A 17742-nucleotide genomic window follows, 5' to 3' on the forward strand; every position below is an offset into this window, starting at 1 on the left:
GACGGAGTTAATGCCACCAAATCGCTAGACATTCCCGGGTGGGGCGTTGCCTGCGTCACAGGGTCACGAGGAGGCCTGCGCTGCGAGCCGGACGTGGGTGTTGGCGGCGCCGTAGCCGTCGTACCCGCCGCGGCGTTCGAGCAGCTCGACGCAGAAGCCCTGCGGGAGCACGGGGGTGTAGGCGTGCAGCAGCTCACCGTCGCCGGCGCGGTCGTAGAGGACGCCGTGGGCGCGGAGCTCGGCCAGGAACGCGGGATCGAGGTCGAAGCGCGCGTCGAGGTCGGCGTAGTAGTTGTCCGGGACCGGCATGAGGGGGACGCCGCTCGCGCGCAGCCGGCGTACCTCCGCCAGCAGGTCAGTGCACCGGAAGGCGACCTGGACGACGCCCGACGGCGGCCGTGCGGCGGCGACGTCGGGCACGTTGACGACCAGCCGCAGGTCGCCCGCGGCCGGCCGGAAGGCGCGGCTGCGGACCCGGCCGTGCGGGTCGATGAACTCCTCGAGGGCGGCCGGTTCCAGGCCGAGGAGGGTGCGCAGGAAGGCGACCTCCTCGTTCAGCGTGCGGGCGGGGACGGCGACGCCGACGTGGTCGATGCCGAGCCAGCCGCCGTCGTCCGGCTCGGCGGCGGCGAAGTCGTGGTGCCAGTCCTCGTCCTCACCGGCCGGCGCGCTGACGAAGACCGGGACGCCGGCGGGGGAGGTGATGCCGGGCAGCCGAGTGTCGCCGGCGGTCCGCGCGACCGCGACGCTGGGCCACAGCAGGGCGGTCGCGCGCTCGGCGACCTGCGCCACGGGCGCGGCGGCGATGCCCAGCGCGGGGCCGGTGGCGCCGGCGTTGACCAGCACCTCTGCGGCGCCGTTGCGCCAGCGCGCGACCGGCTTGTGGTGGTGCCAGCCGGCCAGGGTGAAGCCGAGCCGGACGAGCAGGTCGTCGGTGGCCGGGCTCGCCGGGAGCTCGAGGAAGGCCGCGTCGGCGCGCTCGGGGGCGGGCGGGGCGATCGGGGCGGCGGCCGGGTCGCGGCGAGCCAGGTCGTCCTCGAGGTGGACCAGCGAGCGCAGCGCGTCGCGGGCGGTGATGGCGGCGGGGGACTCCCGCACGACGTCGCTGAACACCTCGAGGGAGAGCGGGCCGTCGTACCCGGCGGCGAGGACGGCCTCGACTACCCCGGTCACGTCCATCGTCCCCTGGCCCGGGAAGCAGCGGTGGTGCCGGCTCCACTCGAGCACGTCCATGTCGAGCAGCGGGGCGTCGGCGACCTGGAGGATCCCGATCCGGTCGCCGGGGACGCCCGCGAGGGCACGGGCGTCGTCGCCGCGGGAGAGCAGGTGGAATGTGTCGACGGCGAGGGTGAGGGCCGGGTGGTCGGCGCGGCGCACGACGTCCCAGGCCTGGCCGACCCGGTCGACGTGGCGGCCCCAGGCCAGCGCCTCGAAGGCGAGCACCAGGCCGCGCTCGGCGGCGAGGTCGCCGAGGGTGGCCAGCTGCGCGGCCGACAGGTCCGGGTCGTCGATCGCGTCGGGCTGGACGTTGGAGCAGAGCAGGACGACGGGAGCGCCCAGGGCTGCCGCGACGTCGAGCTTGCGGCTCACGCGTCGTACGACGGCCGGGAAGTCCGCGGGCCGGACCCCCTCGACGTCGCGCACCGGCTGGAACAGCTCGATCAGCAGGCCGAGGTCGGCGCACCGCTTCGCGACCTCCTCGGGGCTCAGAGGTGAGGCGATCAGGTCGTTGTCGAAGACCTCGACGCCGTCGAAGCCGGCCGCTGCGACCGTGTCGAGCTTGTCGGAGAGCAGGCCGGACAGGGAGACGGTCGCGATGCTGCGACGCAGGCGCGACGCGGTCACGACGTCAGGTCCGCGAAGTGGCGGGCCATCCGGTCCGCGTCGGCCTGCCGGCCGGTGAACAGCTCGAAGGCGTCGACCGCCTGGCCGACCGCCATCCCGCCGCCGGGGACGACCCGGCACCCGCGGGAGCGGGCGAGCGCGATCAGCTCGGTCTCGAGCGGGAAGTAGACGACGTCGGCCACCCACAGCCGGGGGTCGACCAACGCCGGTACGACGGGCAGGCCGGCGTGGCCGTGCATCCCGATCGGGGTCGCGTTGACCAGGCCCTGCGCATCGGCGAGGGCGGCGGCGACGTCGTCGACCGGCGTGATCCGCTCGGCCGCGAACCTCTTGCCGAGCCGGATGGCGGCCGCCTGGGCGCGCTCCGTGTCGGCGTCGTGGATCGCGACGTGCGCGGCGCCCTGGTCGAGCAGGGCGTAGGCGACGGCGAGCCCGGCGCCTCCGGCGCCGACGACGACCGCGCGGTCGGTCACCGCGTCGGGCAGCGCCGAGCGGAACGCCCGGCCCCAGCCGGACCAGTCGGTGTTGTGGCCGATCAGCCGGCCGTCGCGGACCACGATCGTGTTGACGGCGCCCAGGTCGTCGGCGGCCTGCGAGATGTCGTCGAGGAGCGGCAGCACGGCCTGCTTGAACGGGTGGGTGATGTTGAGGCCGTCGAAGCCGAACGCCTTCGCCCAGCCGACCAGCGCGGGCAGGTCGTCGACGCCGAACCCGCGCACCTCCGCGTCGATGCGCCGGTAGGTGAGGGCCACGCCGTGCGCCCGGCCCTCGCCCTCCTGCATCGCGGGGGTGAGCGAGCCGCCGATGCCGGCGCCGACCAGGCCGAGGGAGTACGACGCGGTCACGGCTGCTCCTCCGCACGCTCGTCGGCCAGGTGCGCGACGTGCTCGACCGCCATCGCGTAGCCGCGGGCGCCGCAGCCGGTGACGATCCCGTCGGCCACCTCGGCGACGTACGAGTGGTGGCGGAAGGCCTCGCGGCGGTGGATGTTGGTCAGGTGCACCTCCACGACCGGTCCGTCGACGACGGCGAGCGCGTCGCGCACCCCGACCGAGGTGTGGGAGAGCGCTGCGGCGTTGACCACCACACCGGCCGCGGTGTGCCGCAGCTCGTGGATCGCGTCGACGAGCACGCCCTCGTGGTTGGTCTGCCGGAAGTCGACGTCGTACCCGAGCCGGTCGGCGGCCTCGTGGCAGAGCTTCTCGATCTCGGCCAGGGTGAGCGTGCCGTAGGCCTTCGGGTCCCGCTCGCCCAGCAGGTTGAGGTTGGGGCCGTTGAGGACGGCGACGACCGGGCGCGTGCTCATCGGGCGAGCTCCGGCACCGGCAGGGTGCCGCGGGCCGTCGTACGGCCGACCTCGGCGGTGGGGACCCGGTGCGTGCCGGACGGGCCGGTGAGCACGGCGACTGCGGAGATGCCGCAGGCGGCGACCACGAAGGCCGCGACCCGGTACCAGTTGCCGGCGTCGCCGTCGAGCAGCCAGCCGGCGATGGTGGGCGTGAAGCCGGCGAGGGCGAACCCGAACTGGGTGCCGATCGCCATGCCGGAGAGGCGGACCGAGGTGGGGAAGTACTCGGCGTACGTCGCGGGCCACACGGCGTTGGGCATGCTGTAGACGACGCCGGCGAGCGCGATGCCGCTGATCACCACGAGCGGCACGTTGTGCTGCGTGATCGACCACAGGAAGAGCGTCACCAGGATGCTGCTGCCGACGAGGCCGGTGACGAAGACCGGCTTGCGGCCGATCCGGTCGGACACGGTGGCCCACAGCGGGATGGTGCCGACGGCGACGATGTTGGCGACGATCGCCAGCCAGAGCATGGTGGTCTTGCTGATCTCGATGCCGTAGTCCTCGGAGGTCGCCAGGTTGAGCGCGAGGACGGCGAACATGGTGTTGACGACCGCGACGAAGGCGGCGAAGAAGACGCGGATCACGCCGGTCCAGTGGTCGCGGAAGAGCACGCCGAGCGGCGCCCTGGGTGCTTCGTCGCGCGCGGCCTCGCGGTGGAACTCGGGGGTCTCGTCGAGGGTGCGGCGGATCAGGAAGCCGATCAGCACGACCGCGGCGCTCAGCCAGAACGGCACCCGCCAGCCCCAGCTGAGCAGCGCGTCCTCGGGGAGCACGGCGGCCAGTGGCAGGAACACCGCCGGGGCGAGGATCTGGCCGCCCTGCGTGCCGCTGAGCGTGAAGCTCGTGAAGAAGCCGCGGCGGTCGTCGGGCGCGTGCTCGAAGGACATCGAGTTGGCGCCGGCCTGCTCGCCCGCGGCGGACAGGCCCTGCAGCAGGCGGAGCACGACGAGCAGTGCCGGGGCGAGCATGCCGACCTGGCCGTACGTCGGCAGGCAGCCGACCAGGAAGGTCGAGACGCCCATCAGCAGCAGGGTCCCGATCAGGATCCGCTTGCGACCGAGCCGGTCGCCGACGTGGCCCATGAAGAAGGAGCCGATCGGGCGGGCGACGTACGCGACGCCGAAGGTGGCGAAGGAGGCGATGCTGGCCGCCGTCTCGTTGCCCTCGGGGAAGAAGATCTTGGGGAACACCAGGGCGGCGGCGGTGCCGTAGATCGCGAAGTCGTAGTACTCGAGCGCGCTGCCGCACCATGCCGCGAGTGCGGCCTTCCGCGGGGTGCGGACCGGGGCGAGGTCCTGGGCCATCTCGAACTGCCTTTCTCCGTCGCCTCCCCTGTGGACGCGAACTGCGCAGGACGCTACGAGTGGCGCCCGTCACACGGCAATCGTTTGCCATTTCTTGCCATACACTGCCGTCGTGGCAGTTCCGAAGCGGGTCACCATCACCGACGTCGCCGAGGCCGCGGGCGTCGCGACCTCCACCGTGTCGCGCGCGCTGAGCACGCCGGACCGGGTCAACGCGACCACGCGCGGGCACGTCCTCGAGGTCGCCGCCCGGCTCGGCTACGTGCCGAACCCGAGCGCCCGCGCGATGAGCTCGGGCCGCACCCACACCTACGCGCTGCTCGTCCCCGACATCACCAACCCCTACTTCGCGGGCGCGATCAAGGGCGCCGAGCGGGCCGCCGCGGCGGCCGGCAAGACGCTGGTGCTCGGCGACACCCAGGAGAGCGCGGCCAAGGAGGGCGAGCTGATCGCCCGCCTCGGCCCGGCCGTCGACGGCATCGTGGTCGCCGCTGCCCGTGGCACCGACGACGACCTCGCCGCCGCGGGCGCCCGCAACCGGCTGGCGCTCGTCAACCGCACACTGCCGGGCGTGCCCTCGGTGGTCGCCGACTACGACGCCGGCACCCGGCAGATCGTCGACCACCTGGCCTCGCTCGGCCACGACTCGCTGGTGTTCCTGGGTGGTCCGCACGAGTCCTGGTCGGGTGCCCGGCGCTGGGCCGGTCTGCAGGCCGCCGCCTCGGCCGCGGGCGTGGGCGCTCGCCGGCTGGGTCCCTACCTGCCGACCCTCCAGGGTGGTCCGGCCGCGGCGGACGCGGCGCTCGCTGCTGGAGCCCGGGCTGTGGTCTGCCACAACGACATGCTCGCCATCGGCGTCCTGCGGCGGCTCGCGGCTCGCGGCGTGCGCGTCCCGGACGAGGTCAGCGTGGTCGGCTTCGACGACATGTTCGGCGCCGACTTCTGCCAGCCTGCCCTCACCACGCTCGCCGAGCGCACCGAGGACGCCGGTGCCTGTGCCGTCGAGCTCCTGCTCCGCCCGCCCTCCGGTACGACGACCGCGGTCGTCGTACCCACGCAGCTGCGGGTGCGGGACTCCACCGGACCCCGTCCCTGAGCTCGCCCGGAAAATGCCGTTGTGCCCGCCCGATCCGCGACCTACCGTTGTCGCACACGGGAAAGGAGGTGGTCTGAAGAATGAGTTCTTCCAGGACGCGTGAGGTGGCTGCCCGCTAGCAGCCCCGCAGTACCGACGGGCTGCGCGCGAAACCAACGCAGCCACCCGACCCGCAGGTGAAACCGGGATCGTCCCCCGGCCCGGTCCGAGGACCGCACCTGCGGGTCGCTGCTTTTTTCACCGGCCGTCGTGCGACCGAGGAAGGAGGCCGCGACGGCCGATCGAGACCCGGCCGGGGGGCGGTTCATCACGGGATGTAGGCGAGTGGGCACTTCTCCGGCGGAGTTCCGCTGGGGAAGCGGCTGTTCGCCTACATCCCGTGATGAACCGGAGTCCGGCCGCCCCCGCTCCCTGTCTCTCCCGTCACGGAAAGTTGCCGGCGTCAACCATCTGGGCATATGGTTGATCTACGACAACCATTCGGGTGAAGACGAGAAGAGATGACGACTCGATGACGAACGCTCCGTCGGCCACCGCCGAACCGGGCCAGATGACCCACCGCGAGATCATGGAGGCCCTGACCGGGCTGCTGCTCGCGATGTTCGTGGCCATGCTCTCCAGCACCGTGGTGAGCAACGCCCTCCCCGCGATCGTGACCGACCTGCACGGCAGCCAGACCGGCTACACGTGGGTCGTGGTCGCGACGCTGCTGACCATGACGGCCACCACCCCGATCTGGGGCAAGCTCGCCGACCTGTTCAGCAAGAAGCTGCTCGTCCAGGCGGCCCTGGTCATCTTCTCGATCGGCTCGGTCGTCGCCGCGGTGGCGCCCAGCATGGGCGTGCTGATCGGCGCGCGTGCCTTCCAGGGCCTCGGCGTCGGTGGTCTCACCGCGCTGGTCCAGGTCGTCATCGCCTCGATGGTCTCCCCGCGGGAGCGCGGTCGCTACAGCGGCTACATCGGCGCGGTCTTCGCCACGGCGACCGTCAGTGGTCCGCTGCTCGGCGGCCTGATCGTGGACAGCCCGATGGGCTGGCGCGGCTGCTTCATCGTCGGCATCCCGATCGCCGCGATCGCCTTCGTCGTCCTCCAGAAGACCCTGCACCTGCCGACCATCAAGCGCGACGTCAAGATCGACTACGCCGGCGCCACCCTGATCATGGCCGGCATCAGCCTGATCCTGGTCTGGGTCAGCCTCGCCGGCACCAACTTCGACTGGATCTCCGGTACGTCGGCTGCTCTCGTCGTCGGCAGCCTCGCCCTCATCGGCGGCGCCCTGTGGGTCGAGGCCAAGGTCGCCAGCGAGCCGGTGATCCCGCTGCGTCTGTTCCGCGACCGCACCACCGCGCTGGCCACCGCCGCCTCGGTGATGATCGGTGTCGCGATGTTCGGCGCGACCGTCTACCTCAGCCAGTACTTCCAGCTCGCCCGCGGCATGAGCCCCACCGAGGCCGGCCTGATGTCGGTCTGCATGGTCGGCGGCCTGCTCGTGTCGAGCATCGTCAGCGGCCGGGTCATCACGAAGACGGGCCTGTGGAAGCGCTGGCTCGTCGGCGGCATGCTCTTTGTCATCGCCGGCATCGCGCTGCTCGGCACGATCGACGTGGACACCCCGCTCGTGGTCGTCGGCAGCTACATGGCGCTGGTCGGCATCGGCCTCGGCGCGACCATGCAGAACCTGGTCCTGTCGGTGCAGAACAACGTCGCCGTGGAGGACCTGGGCGCAGCCAGCTCGGTGGTCGCGATGTTCCGCTCCATCGGTGGCTCGGCCGGTGTCGCGGCGCTCGGTGCCGTGCTCGCCCACCAGGTCAGCAGCGGCGTCAAGGACGGCATCACGGCCCTCGTCAAGGCCGGCAAGATCAGCCAGGAGCAGCTCGTCGCGATGCAGCACTCCACCGGCGACATCCCCAGGCTGGCCGACCTCCCGGCCCCGATCCGGGCGCTCTACGAGGCCTCGTTCGGCGACGCGGTCGGCCACCTGTTCATGGTCGCGGTCCCGTTCGCGATCGTCGCCTTCGTCTGCATCCTGTTCATCAAGGAGGTCCCGCTGCGGACCACCAACGGCCCCGCCACGGCCGTCGCGCAGTCCGGCGAGGAGCCGGAGCTCGAGGCCGCACGATGACCACCACGCTCGACCGCGGCGAGGCGCTCAAGGACCTCGAGGTGGAGGTCGGCGTACTCATCCGGCGGGTCCGCCGGGTGATCGGCGAGCGGGCCCGGGCGGTGCACCCGGACCTGCTGCCCTCGTCGTACCTCATGCTCAGCTACGTCCGCGACAACGGACCGCTGCGCGCCTCGGCGATGTGCGCGGTGTTCGAGATCGACAAGGGCGCGATCAGCCGCCAGGTGCAGCACCTGATCGACCTCGGCCTCGTCGACCGGGCCCCGGACCCTGAGGACGGCCGGGCGACCCTGCTCAGCGTCAGCGACGAGGGCGTACGACGGCTCGAGACCGTCGCCGAGGAGCGGCGCGAGCTGCTCGCCGAGCGGCTGGAGGACTGGCCGGTCGAGGAGCTCCAGGAGTTCGCGGTGTCCCTGCGCCGCTACAACGACGCTCTCGGGATCCCCGCAGACCGCTGAGCCCGCCCTCCCACGGGCTCAGCGCACCCACGCAGCGGTGTCCGGCGGCAACAGGCCGCCGGGCACCGCTGCGCTGCTGATGAGGACGTCGCCCTCCGGCAGCGCGACCGGCTCGGTGCCGGCGTTGAGGACGACGGTCACCCCCGCCCGGCGTACGACGAGCAGGTCGCCCTCCGCGCGGGCGACCGTGTCCTCGTCGGCACCGGCGAAGACCTCGCGCCGCGCGGCGAGCGCGCGTCGGTAGAACGCCAGGGTCGACCCGGGGTCGGCCTCCTGGGCTGCCACGGTCAGGTCTGCCCAGTCGGTCGGCTGCGGGATCCACGGCTGGACGCCGTCCGGCCCGCCGAAGCCGTACGGCGGCGCGTCGCCCGCCCACGGCAGCGGCACCCGGCAGCCGTCGCGTCCGGGCTGGCCGGTGCGGAACCAGGACGGGTCCTGCCGTGCCTCGGGCGGCACGTCGACCTGCTCGAGGCCGAGCTCCTCGCCCTGGTAGAGGTACGCCGACCCGGGCAGCGCCAGCATCGCGAGCGTGGCTGCACGGCCGCGGGCGAGGCCGACCGGGCCGCCGCCGTACCGCGTGGGGTGGCGCTCGACGTCGTGGTTGGACAGCACCCAGGTCGGCGCCGAGGCGGTCGCGGCGACGGCAGCGATCGAGTCGGTGATGACGTCGGCGAACGCCTCGGCAGACCACGGCGTGCCGAGCCAGCCGAAGTTGAACGCCTGGTGCAGCTCGTCGGGACGGATGAACATCGCCATGGACGCGGCGGTCTGGGTCCAGGCCTCGGCGACGGCCATCCGGTCGCCGGGGTAGGAGTCGAGCACCTTGCGCCAGCGTCGGTAGACCTCGTGCACCTCGGGCTGGTCCCACATCGGCTCGTCGTTGAGCACCCGCTCGACCATCGACTCGGCCGACTTCTTCGGCTTCTTCGGGCGCACCCGGTCGCGCAGCGAGGCCTCCTTGTAGAGCCCGTGCGCGACGTCGACGCGGAACCCGTCGACTCCGCGGTCCAGCCAGAACCGCAGCACGCCCTCGAACATGTCCCCGACCTCCGGGTTGCGCCAGTCGAGGTCGGGCTGGGAGGTGTCGAACAGGTGGAGGTACCACTCGCCGTCGGGCACCCGGGTCCACGCGGGGCCGCCGAAGATCGAGTCCCAGTTGTTGGGCGGCTTCGCGCCGTCCTTCCCGCGTCCGGGCCGGAAGAGGTAGCGCGCCCGCTCAGGCGATCCCGGTCCGGCGGCCAGCGCCGCCCGGAACCAGGCGTGCTGGTCGGAGGTGTGGTTGGGGACCAGATCGACGATCACCCGCAGACCCAGCCCGTGGGCGGTCTCCAGCAACCGGTCGACGTCGGCGATCACGCCGAAGAGCGGGTCGACGTCGGTGTAGTCGGCGACGTCGTACCCGTGGTCCTTCTGCGGCGAGGTGTAGAACGGCGTGATCCACAGCGCGTCGACGCCGAGCTCGCGCAGGTAGGGGAGTCGAGAGGTGATGCCGGGCAGGTCCCCGATCCCGTCGCCGTTGCCCTCCCCGGTGGGCAGGCCGTCGGCGAAGCTGCGGACGTAGACCTGGTAGACGACGGCGTCGTACCACCACGGGTGCCGGGCCGCGCTCACCGGAACGACTCCGGGTCGACGGTGAACCAGGTGTGCTCGGCCGTCGCGACCACCTCGTCGTGCGGACCGTAGATCGTCGCGGCGGTGAAGGTCTTGCGGCCGTCGAGGCCGCGCAGCTCGCCCACGACGACGTACCGCTCCGAGGTGCGCGGCAGGCTGCGCAGCTCGGCGGTCATCCGGCCCAGCACCGACGGGCGGCCCTCGAGGTCGCTCGCCCAGCCGCCCGGGCAGTCGAGGGCGGCCCAGGCGATCGGCACCGCGCTCTCGTACGGCGTCCAGGTGGCCGCCACCCGCTGGTCGTCGGCGTCGCCGGGGGCGACCGCGCCGGCGAAGATCCGCAGCCCGTCGCCGACCCGCCGGTCCGGCCCGCACGCGAAGCACGTCGGGAACGGGTGCGAGCGGTGGCCCAGGTAGCGGGTCTCGGCCTCGGCGGCGGTCGCGGCCGACACCGACGCGACGGGGACCGGCCGCGTCTCGGCGTACACCGCCTCGGCCACGGCTTGCCCGTCGCGGGTGAGCGTGGCGCCGGCGGCGGTCGCGAGGACCGGCATCGGTACGTCGAGCGGTGGGGGCAGGCGCAGGGTGACGGTGACCGCCGTACCGATGCCCTGGGCCGGGAGCGTCGCGGCGAGCGCCCCGCAGGTCCAGCCGCCGTTGCCCGAGCGGGGCGGGCCGTTGAAGCGGTGCGGGACGATCAGCGGCGGCAGCGTGCTCACCGGTCCAGCATTGCAGGCTGCTGGTTCGCGGCCTTTCTCCAAGAGCTCACGCCCCTAGGTGGCGCCTGCTGCGCGCCGCGATGCACGCGCGCTGGCGGCGTTGCCGAAGCTCGACAGGCTTCCAGCCTGCCTTCGCTCCGGCGCCTTGCCATCGCACGCGCCTCGCGACGCTCGCGACGGCGCCACCTAGGGGCGCGAACTCTTAATGGGTCAGAATAGGCAGGTGAGCGATCTCATCGACACCACCGAGATGTACCTCCGCACGATCTACGAGCTGATCGAGGAGGGCATCGTCCCGCTGCGGGCGCGCATTGCCGAGCGCCTCCACCAGAGCGGTCCGACGGTGTCGCAGACGGTCGCCCGGATGGAGCGCGACGGCCTGTTGACCGTCGAGGGCGACCGCCACCTCGAGCTCACCGAGGAAGGCCACCGCCTCGCGACCCGCGTCATGCGCAAGCACCGGCTCGCCGAGCGCCTGCTCACCGACGTGATCGGCCTCGACTGGGAGCTGGTCCACGAGGAGGCGTGCCGCTGGGAGCACGTCATGTCCGAGACCGTCGAGCGCCGCCTGATCGAGCTGCTCGGCCACCCGACCGAGTCGCCGTACGGCAACCCGATCCCGGGCCTCGGCGAGCTCGGCCAGGACGCCGTCGGCGAGAACTTCATGGCCGACGTCGAGCCGCTCTCCAAGGCCGCCGGGCCGGAGTCGGCCCGCGCCGTCGTACGCCGCATCTCCGAGGAGATGCAGAAGGACGACTCGCTGATGAGCGCGATGCGCCGGGTCGGCGCGCTGCCCGACAAGACGATCACCATCCAGGCCACCGCCGACGGCGTGCTCGTGGGTGCCGGCGGCGAGACCGCCGAGATCTTCCCCGAGGCGGCCGACCACATCTTCGTCAGGAAGCTGTAGCGGGTCCGGACACGAGTTTCGTCGTCCAAGCCGCCCTCAGGACACCGGTGCGACGACCCGCGCCCCGGCCAGTGCCGTCAGCCACTCGCTGGTCCCGGCCTCGACCTTGTGCGTGGCCAGGTCGTCGCCGCGCGTCGTACCGCGGTTGAGGATGACGACGTCGATGCCGTGCTGGGCGGCGCGCCGTACGAACCGCAGCCCGCTCATCACCGTCAGGCTCGACCCGGCCACGAGCAGGGTCCCGTCGGCGTCGGCGAGCGCCTCGACCGCGGCGTAGCAGCGCTCGACCCGCGGCTTCGGGACGTTCTCGCCGAAGAACACGACGTCCGGCTTGAGCGGGCCGCCGCAGTCCACACAGGCGGGGACGACGAAGTCGGCGGTCTCCTCGAGGTCGACGTCACCGTCGGGGCGGACCGCGACGTCGGCGTGCCGGGCCGCCCAGCCCGGGTTGGCGTCCTCGAGCCGTTGCTGGAGCGCGGCCCGGGGCGTCGTACGGCGACAGGACAGGCAGATCACGTCGGCGATCCGACCGTGCAGGGCGACGAGGTCACGAGTGCCGGCGGCCTCGTGGAGGCCGTCGACGTTCTGGGTGATGACCAGGTCGGCGCCGAGCGAGGCGACGGCCCGGTGGCCGGCGTTGGGCGCGGCGCGGCGCATCCGGGACCAGCCGAGGTGGCTGCGCGCCCAGTACCGCTGCTGCGCGGCAGGTCCGGACACGAACTCCTGGAAGGTCATCGGCATCCGCGCGGGCGCGCCGGGTCCGCGGTAGTCCGGGATGCCGGAGTCGGTCGACAGCCCCGCACCGGTCAGGACGACGAGCGGGCCGGACGCGCAGCGCTCGAGCGCAGGGTCCCGTTGGCCGACGAGCGTCACCGGTCAAGGGTACGCAGCGGCACGAAGACGTACCGCCCGTGCCGCTCCACCCGCAGCATCTCGCCCGCGACCGGCCCCACCAGCACCCCGCCCGGGCGGACCTGACGGACCAGGGCGTTGGGCAGGGTGGCGGCGTCGGCCGAGACCAGCACCCGGTCGTACGGCGCCTCCGCGGGCCAGCCGAGCACCGCGGGATCGGCCAGGTGCAGCCGGATGTTCGTCGGGCGCGGGCCGAGGTTGCCGAGCGCCATCGCCAGCACCTCCGGCACCAGCTCGACCCCGATCACGAGCCCGGTCGGCCCGGTCAGGTGCGCGAGCAGCGCCGTTGACCAGCCCGACCCGCACCCCACGTCGAGCACCCGGTCCCCGGGCTCGACGCCGAGCAGCGCGAGCATGCGGCGCACCGTGGTGGGCTGGGAGTTCGTGACGCCGTACCCCAGCGGCAGGGCGCGGTCGACCGCCGCGAACCGCTGTTGGTCGGGCGGCAGGAAGCGCTCGCGGGGGACGGCCGCGAACGCGTCGTCGATGCGGCGATCAGCCGTAGCGGAGCCGGGCACGCGCACGCGCCTTCTCGGCCTCGGTCTCCCGGTTCTTCGGCGGCGCCGTCGTCACCAGGTCGTCGAGGAGGTGCTGGGTGATGTGGGCGATCTCCGCGACCGCCTGGTCGAACGCGGCCTGGTTGGCCTGGCTGGGCTTCGTCGTACCGCTGACCTTGCGGACGAACTGCAGCGCCGCCGCGGTCACCTCGTCGCGGCTCGCCGGGGGCTCGAAGTTGTTGAGCGGGCGGATGTTGCGGCACATGGCTCCACCGTACGCCGGGATGGCGGGTGCATGTAGAATGCATGCATGGTGGCCCTGCAGATCCGCGACGTCCCCGACGAGGTGCGGGATGCCCTGACGGCCTCGGCCCGTGACCGGGGCCAGTCGCTGCAGTCCTACCTGCTCGACCTGGTGACCCGGGAGGCTCGGTTCCGGCACAACGTCGACATCGTCCACTCGACGGTCGAGCTGCGCATCGAGCTGCCCCTGTCGGACGACCCGGAGTCGGTGGTCTCGATCATCCGCGAGGGTCGCGACGGTGGGTTCGGGATCGACCGCAACTGATGCAGGTTCTCGACGCCAGCGCCTGGGTGCACGCACTCGTCGACGCGGGCGCGCGCGGTGACGCTGCCCGTTCGTTCGTCACCGCCGATCCTGAGCTCGTCGTGCCGGCCCATGCTCCCGTCAAGGTGCTGCGCACCGTCGCCCGGCTCGAGTCGGCCGGCCGCCTGTCCGCTGTCGCGGCAGGCGAGCTCGCCGGCGCCGTGATCCGGACCGAGGTACGGGCCGTGCCGTTCGAAGGCTGGCTGCTCAGGGACGTGTGGTCGCTGCGGCACAACGTCAGCGCGTACGACGCGCCGTACGTCGCGATCGCCCGTCGGTTCGGGGTTCCGCTGGTCACGGCCGAGGGTCGGTTGGCGCGGGCTGCGGCGGCGTGCGGGGTGGGCGACATCAGGCTGGTCGAGTGAGCGTGCCGACGCGCTCCCGGCTCCCGACCGACCGCCGGACCGGTGTGTTCACAGCTCCAGGAACTGCGCGTCCTCCCCGGTGACGAGCACGACCCGCCCGTCGGGCATCGGCACGGTGCGCACGCGGTCGACGTCGTCGCCGTACTCCACCTTGATCCGCCGCTCGTGCAGCTTCCCGCCGGCAAGCTTCAGCACCGACAGGTAGCCGACCCGGCGGCTGCCCCACTTGTCCACGACGGTCAGCACGGTGCGCTGGTCGGGCAGCCAGGTGAAGGCGCGGGGGTCGGCGCCGGCGAGCGCGGAGGTGTTGGGGCCGTACGGCAGCACGTCGAGGCGGGAGATCCGGGTGGTGTCGCGGACGTCGAACAGGCCGACCTGGGCGCCCCAGCCGTCGGGGCCGAGACCCTCGCCGACGCCGATCAGGCGGGCCCGCCCCAGCGGGTGGAGGTACGACGAGAAGCCGGGGATCTTCAGCGCTCCGAGCAGGCGCGGGGCGGCGGTGTCGGTGAGGTCGACGGCGTACAGCGGGTCCCTGCGCCGGAAGGTCACGACGATCGCGAGGTCGTCGAACCAGCGCACCGACTGGATCTCCTCGTTGCGGCCGAGCCCGTCGAGCCGGCCGCGCTCGACGAGGTCCTGACCGTCCTGGGCGAGGGTCAGCACCGAGCTGAAGTTGCCGGTCTCGCTGGTGGGGCCGACGGCGACCCGGAGCACGCCGCCGGCCTCGTCGAGGGACCACCGGTCGCGGATCGCGCCCTCGACCTCGCCGGAGGCGACGTGGGTGGCGCGGGTGCCGTCGAGCGCGAAGTCGAAGAGGTACGACGACCCGCTGGTCCCGCCGCCGGGGAAGAACCGAGCCGTCCCATTGATGACGTCGCCGCACCAGTCGATGCAATTCCAGGGACCGGCGCCGGAGCTGGCGAGGTAGAGGTGGTCGGCCGACTCGTAGGCGATGTCGGTGAGGCCGTCCAGCCCGATCGCGTCGAGCCGGTCGGCGGTGCCGGCGTCGAAGCCGACGACGCTGGTGGTGCCGAGGGCGATCTCGTCGGGCGCGAGCGCGACGTCGCGGCAGTCGAGCAGCTGGCGGGGCTTGGCGTCGCCGGCGGTGACGGTCGGGAGCCAGTCCTCGAGGGTGCTGTCCTCGACGGCCTTGCGGTTGTGGGCGAGGGCCTCGTCCTCGCTGCGCTTGCCGTTGGGTTGGACGAAGTCGAGGTCGGGCAGGCCGCTGGCCAGGACCAGGCGGACGGTGTCACCGTGCTGGCGGGCCGAGGCCTGCGCGGCGTCGTAGCTGACGTCGTCGACGACCTCGGGCGCGGCCGGGTCGGCGAGCGACACCGTCAGTACGCGGGTGCCTGGCGCCTCGGGGGTGCTGGCCGCGTCGCGGCCGAGGGCGACGACCGTGTCGCCGGCGAGCAGGATCTCGGGGTCGTCGATGCGGGGGAGGGCGAGCGAGGAGCGCTTCGCGGTGGAGGAGCCGGTGACGTCGTACACGTCGAGGCGCTCGTGGCGTACGACGACCATCACCTTGCCGTCGGTCTTGACCGTGTCGGGCTCGTCGACGCCGGCCTCCTGCACGTTGGTGCCGGTGTCGCTGCTCGTCTGCCGCGTGGTCTGGGGGGCCCTGGCGGCGCCCGAGGCCACCGAGTCCGCAGCCTGGGGCATCGGAACGCTCGACCGGGATCGGCTGTCCTCGGCGTAGTAGATCGGGCCGCCGCCCCAGCCCCAGGGGCCGACGACCTGCAGCGCCCGGTCGACGTACGACGCCCGCAGGTCGTCGCACGACGTGGCCGGCTCCAGGTCGGCCTGGAAGGCGACGTGTCGCGGCAGCCGGTCCGGACCTGGCGGACCTGCCGCCGGCCCGCCGCCCGAGCCGCCGTCGTCGACCAGGGTGCCGGCGACGAAGGCGCCGGCCAATGAGGTCACCGCGGCCGCGGTCAGCACCGGACGTACCAGCAGCCGCCGGCGAGGGGAGGGTGCAGCCGCGGAGAGGATCGCGCCCACCGGCGCGGGGCCGGTGGAGTAGTCGTCCCAGAGTCGTTCGAGGTCGGTCACCTGGTGCCTCCGGTGAAGTCGAGGAGGTGGTCGTCGGCGGCGAGGTGGGCCAGTGCGCGGGACAGCCGGCTCTTCACCGTGCCCGCGGGGATGCCGAGGACCTCGGCGGTCTGGCGCTCGGTGAGCTGGACGAAGTACCGCAGCACGACCACCTCGCGGTTCGGCTTGCTCAGCCCGCCGAGGGCGCGGTGCACGGCGTCGGCGACCGCCACCCGATCGGTGGCGTCGGGCTCCGCCGTACGCGGCCCGTCGAGCGGGGCGTCGTACTGCCGGTCCTTCCACCAGCGGGTACGCCGCACGTCGCGCAGGCAGTTGAGCAGCATCCGGTAGACGTACGCGTCGCGGTTCTCCGCGCTGCTGACCTTGCCCCAGCCGGTGTAGCAGCGCACCAGCGTGGTCTGGGCGATATCCTCGGCCTCGTGCGGGCGGGCGCCGAGGAAGACGGCGGCGCGGACCAGGCTCGGCCAGCTCTGCCGGACGTACTCGGCGTACGTCGCCTCGGTGTCGGGTTCCACGTGGCTATGACGGGCGCAGGGGGCGAGAGGGTTCCATCGGGTTCGCGGCGGATGGAAGAGTGGGGGCATGGCAGACAGCGCGCGCCCGTACGACGTCGTCCTGTTCGGAGCCACCGGCTTCACCGGGGGACTCACCGCCGACTACCTCGCCGCGCACGCCCCCGCCGGGCTGCGCTGGGCGCTGGCCGGCCGCAACGAGCACAAGCTCGAGGCGGTCCGTGACCACCTCACCGTGACGAACCCGGCGCTGGCCGACCTGCCGCTGCTGGTCGCCGACGCCGCGGATGCCGACGCGCTGGCCGAGGTGGTCGCGACGACCCAGGTGGTGGCGACCACCGTCGGCCCGTACGTCGAGTTCGGCGGCCCGCTGGTCGCCGCGTGCGCCAACGCCGGCACGGACTACGTCGACCTGACCGGCGAGCCGGAGTTCGTCGACCGCACGTACGTCGAGCACAACGCCGCCGCCGAGGGCTCCGGTGCGCGGCTGGTCCACTCGTGCGGCTTCGACTCGATCCCGCACGACCTCGGTGCGTACTTCACGATCAAGGAGCTGGCCGAGGAGGTCGGCGGCGAGATCACGACCCCGGTCACGATGCGTGGCGTCGTCCGCGCCGGTGCCGGCTTCTCCGGCGGCACCTTCCACTCCGCGCTCACCGCCTTCTCCCGCGCCCGCCAGATGAAGGAGGCCTCGACCGCCCGCCGCCGCCTCGAGCCCCGCCCCGAGGGCCGCCGCTCCCGAGCGGTCGCCGGGCGCCCGCGCCGCGACCACGACCTCGGCTACTGGCTGCTGCCGCTGCCCACCATCGACCCGTTCGTCGTGGCCCGCAGCGGCGCCCACCTGCCGTCGTACGGCCCCGCGTTCAGCTACTCCCACTTCGCCGGCACCAAGACCCTGAGGTACGCCGCCGGCGGCGCGGCCGGCGTCGCCGGTCTGACTCTCGCCGCCCAAGTCCCGCCACTGCGCAACGCCCTCCTCAAGCGGGTCCCGCAGGGCGAGGGCCCGTCGCCGAGCCGGCGCGAGAAGTCCTGGTTCACCGTCGACTTCGTCGCCGAGACCGCCGGCGCGAAGGTGCGGACCCGGGTCTCCGGCGGCGACCCGGGTTACACCGAGACCGCGAAGATGCTGGCCGAGTCGGCGCTGTGCCTGGCCCTCGACGACAACCCGAACGTCGCCGGGCAGGTCACCACGGCCACGGCCATGGGGGACGCGCTGCTGGTTCGGCTGGAGCGGGCGGGGATCACGTTCGAGCGGCGCTAGTTGTGATGTCCAGGGAGGTTGTACCGCCCGGCACCGGTGAGCCTGTCTGACAGACGAAGGCCTCCGGTTGTGAAGTGGAGCTGTCTAGTTCAACGCTTCACTGACCGGAGGCCCTCGTGTCCC

Annotated in this window: 18 protein-coding genes; 7 read left to right on the forward strand and 11 right to left on the reverse strand. The window is 72.9% G+C overall.

From position 1 onward, the window contains the following. Nucleotides 1–63: 63 nt before the first annotated feature. From ACZYRU_RS25690 to ACZYRU_RS25705, 4 genes are read right to left on the reverse strand one after another with little or no spacing between them, the layout of a single operon-like run. A complete protein-coding gene (locus ACZYRU_RS25690) occupies nucleotides 64–1845 on the reverse strand; it encodes a sugar phosphate isomerase/epimerase and 4-hydroxyphenylpyruvate domain-containing protein (RefSeq protein WP_488959949.1) in 1782 nt (593 codons plus the stop codon). Beyond that, complete coding sequence (locus tag ACZYRU_RS25695) at nucleotides 1842–2690, reverse strand: shikimate dehydrogenase (RefSeq protein WP_488959950.1); 849 nt, start codon at nucleotides 2688–2690, stop codon at nucleotides 1842–1844. The genes ACZYRU_RS25690 and ACZYRU_RS25695 overlap by 4 nt, the downstream gene beginning before the upstream one ends. Then, nucleotides 2687–3151, reverse strand: coding sequence for a type II 3-dehydroquinate dehydratase (gene aroQ, locus ACZYRU_RS25700; RefSeq protein ID WP_488959951.1), 465 nt, complete (start codon nucleotides 3149–3151; stop codon nucleotides 2687–2689). Before aroQ ends, ACZYRU_RS25695 begins: the two co-directional genes overlap by 4 nt. Next, nucleotides 3148–4500 carry an MFS transporter gene (locus tag ACZYRU_RS25705; RefSeq protein ID WP_488959952.1) on the reverse strand — a complete coding sequence of 451 codons (1353 nt, stop codon included), beginning with the start codon at nucleotides 4498–4500 and terminating at the stop codon, nucleotides 3148–3150. Before ACZYRU_RS25705 ends, aroQ begins: the two co-directional genes overlap by 4 nt. A gap of 112 nt (nucleotides 4501–4612) precedes the next feature. Between ACZYRU_RS25705 and ACZYRU_RS25710 the strand changes: the two genes are divergently transcribed. From ACZYRU_RS25710 to ACZYRU_RS25720, 3 genes are all read left to right on the forward strand, one after another. Next, nucleotides 4613–5596: a LacI family DNA-binding transcriptional regulator gene (locus tag ACZYRU_RS25710; protein WP_488959953.1), complete on the forward strand. Its 984-nt coding sequence runs from the start codon at nucleotides 4613–4615 to the stop codon at nucleotides 5594–5596. A gap of 511 nt (nucleotides 5597–6107) precedes the next feature. Next, a complete protein-coding gene (locus ACZYRU_RS25715; protein WP_488959954.1) occupies nucleotides 6108–7718 on the forward strand; it encodes an MDR family MFS transporter in 1611 nt (536 codons plus the stop codon). Continuing rightward, nucleotides 7715–8176: a MarR family winged helix-turn-helix transcriptional regulator gene (locus tag ACZYRU_RS25720; RefSeq protein ID WP_488959955.1), complete on the forward strand. Its 462-nt coding sequence runs from the start codon at nucleotides 7715–7717 to the stop codon at nucleotides 8174–8176. The genes ACZYRU_RS25715 and ACZYRU_RS25720 overlap by 4 nt, the downstream gene beginning before the upstream one ends. An 18-nt stretch (nucleotides 8177–8194) precedes the next feature. Here the strand turns inward: ACZYRU_RS25720 and ACZYRU_RS25725 are convergent, their stop codons facing one another. Together ACZYRU_RS25725 and ACZYRU_RS25730 are read right to left on the reverse strand one after the other, a co-directional pair. Continuing rightward, nucleotides 8195–9787, reverse strand: coding sequence for a glycoside hydrolase family 13 protein (locus ACZYRU_RS25725; protein WP_488959956.1), 1593 nt, complete (start codon nucleotides 9785–9787; stop codon nucleotides 8195–8197). Continuing rightward, entirely contained in the window at nucleotides 9784–10503 is a 720-nt protein-coding gene (locus ACZYRU_RS25730) for a hypothetical protein (protein WP_488959957.1), read from the reverse strand. Before ACZYRU_RS25730 ends, ACZYRU_RS25725 begins: the two co-directional genes overlap by 4 nt. 223 nt (nucleotides 10504–10726) lie before the next feature. Here ACZYRU_RS25730 and ACZYRU_RS25735 point away from each other — a divergent pair, with 223 nt between their 5' ends. Further along, on the forward strand, nucleotides 10727–11413 hold the full coding sequence (locus ACZYRU_RS25735) for an iron-dependent transcriptional repressor DtxR (protein ID WP_488959958.1): 687 nt from the start codon (nucleotides 10727–10729) through the stop codon (nucleotides 11411–11413). 36 nt (nucleotides 11414–11449) lie between these two features. Here the strand turns inward: ACZYRU_RS25735 and ACZYRU_RS25740 are convergent, their stop codons facing one another. Genes ACZYRU_RS25740 through ACZYRU_RS25750 form a run of 3 tightly spaced genes read right to left on the reverse strand, consistent with a single transcriptional unit; the run spans nucleotide 11450 to nucleotide 13087 of the window. Then, the gene (locus ACZYRU_RS25740; protein WP_488959959.1) at nucleotides 11450–12286 is read right to left on the reverse strand and encodes a Sir2 family NAD-dependent protein deacetylase; all 837 of its coding nucleotides are present in this window, start codon (nucleotides 12284–12286) and stop codon (nucleotides 11450–11452) included. Then, nucleotides 12283–12843 carry a protein-L-isoaspartate O-methyltransferase family protein gene (locus ACZYRU_RS25745; protein ID WP_488959960.1) on the reverse strand — a complete coding sequence of 187 codons (561 nt, stop codon included), beginning with the start codon at nucleotides 12841–12843 and terminating at the stop codon, nucleotides 12283–12285. The genes ACZYRU_RS25740 and ACZYRU_RS25745 overlap by 4 nt, the downstream gene beginning before the upstream one ends. After that, entirely contained in the window at nucleotides 12821–13087 is a 267-nt protein-coding gene (locus tag ACZYRU_RS25750) for a DUF2277 domain-containing protein (RefSeq protein ID WP_488959961.1), read from the reverse strand. Before ACZYRU_RS25750 ends, ACZYRU_RS25745 begins: the two co-directional genes overlap by 23 nt. A 45-nt stretch (nucleotides 13088–13132) precedes the next feature. Here ACZYRU_RS25750 and ACZYRU_RS25755 point away from each other — a divergent pair, with 45 nt between their 5' ends. Beyond that, nucleotides 13133–13390: a FitA-like ribbon-helix-helix domain-containing protein gene (locus ACZYRU_RS25755; protein WP_488959962.1), complete on the forward strand. Its 258-nt coding sequence runs from the start codon at nucleotides 13133–13135 to the stop codon at nucleotides 13388–13390. Beyond that, nucleotides 13390–13794 carry a type II toxin-antitoxin system VapC family toxin gene (locus ACZYRU_RS25760; protein WP_488959963.1) on the forward strand — a complete coding sequence of 135 codons (405 nt, stop codon included), beginning with the start codon at nucleotides 13390–13392 and terminating at the stop codon, nucleotides 13792–13794. Before ACZYRU_RS25755 ends, ACZYRU_RS25760 begins: the two co-directional genes overlap by 1 nt. Nucleotides 13795–13842: 48 nt before the next feature. On the opposite strand, the gene ACZYRU_RS25765 is transcribed toward ACZYRU_RS25760, so the two are convergent. Together ACZYRU_RS25765 and ACZYRU_RS25770 are read right to left on the reverse strand one after the other, a co-directional pair. Beyond that, nucleotides 13843–15846: a beta-propeller domain-containing protein gene (locus ACZYRU_RS25765; RefSeq protein WP_488959964.1), complete on the reverse strand. Its 2004-nt coding sequence runs from the start codon at nucleotides 15844–15846 to the stop codon at nucleotides 13843–13845. After that, nucleotides 15843–16361, reverse strand: a complete 519-nt coding sequence (locus tag ACZYRU_RS25770) for a SigE family RNA polymerase sigma factor (protein WP_488959965.1) — start codon at nucleotides 16359–16361, stop codon at nucleotides 15843–15845. The genes ACZYRU_RS25765 and ACZYRU_RS25770 overlap by 4 nt, the downstream gene beginning before the upstream one ends. 67 nt (nucleotides 16362–16428) lie before the next feature. Here ACZYRU_RS25770 and ACZYRU_RS25775 point away from each other — a divergent pair, with 67 nt between their 5' ends. Then, complete coding sequence (locus tag ACZYRU_RS25775; RefSeq protein ID WP_488959966.1) at nucleotides 16429–17619, forward strand: saccharopine dehydrogenase family protein; 1191 nt, start codon at nucleotides 16429–16431, stop codon at nucleotides 17617–17619. The last annotated feature ends 123 nt before the right edge of the window (nucleotides 17620–17742 follow it).

It is taken from the genome of Nocardioides sp. F233 (assembly GCF_057813895.1).

What these genes read in the sequence shown, in the direction of transcription:
- aroQ (WP_488959951.1), bottom strand. Translation starts at nt 3,151, where the DNA reads ATGAGCACGCGCCCGGTCGTCGCCGTCCTCAACGGCCCCAACCTCAAC.
- ACZYRU_RS25705 (WP_488959952.1), bottom strand. Translation starts at nt 4,500, where the DNA reads ATGGCCCAGGACCTCGCCCCGGTCCGCACCCCGCGGAAGGCCGCACTC.
- ACZYRU_RS25715 (WP_488959954.1), top strand. Translation starts at nt 6,108, where the DNA reads ATGACGAACGCTCCGTCGGCCACCGCCGAACCGGGCCAGATGACCCAC.
- ACZYRU_RS25720 (WP_488959955.1), top strand. Translation starts at nt 7,715, where the DNA reads ATGACCACCACGCTCGACCGCGGCGAGGCGCTCAAGGACCTCGAGGTG.
- ACZYRU_RS25750 (WP_488959961.1), bottom strand. Translation starts at nt 13,087, where the DNA reads ATGTGCCGCAACATCCGCCCGCTCAACAACTTCGAGCCCCCGGCGAGC.
- ACZYRU_RS25755 (WP_488959962.1), top strand. Translation starts at nt 13,133, where the DNA reads ATGGTGGCCCTGCAGATCCGCGACGTCCCCGACGAGGTGCGGGATGCC.
- ACZYRU_RS25760 (WP_488959963.1), top strand. Translation starts at nt 13,390, where the DNA reads ATGCAGGTTCTCGACGCCAGCGCCTGGGTGCACGCACTCGTCGACGCG.
- ACZYRU_RS25775 (WP_488959966.1), top strand. Translation starts at nt 16,429, where the DNA reads ATGGCAGACAGCGCGCGCCCGTACGACGTCGTCCTGTTCGGAGCCACC.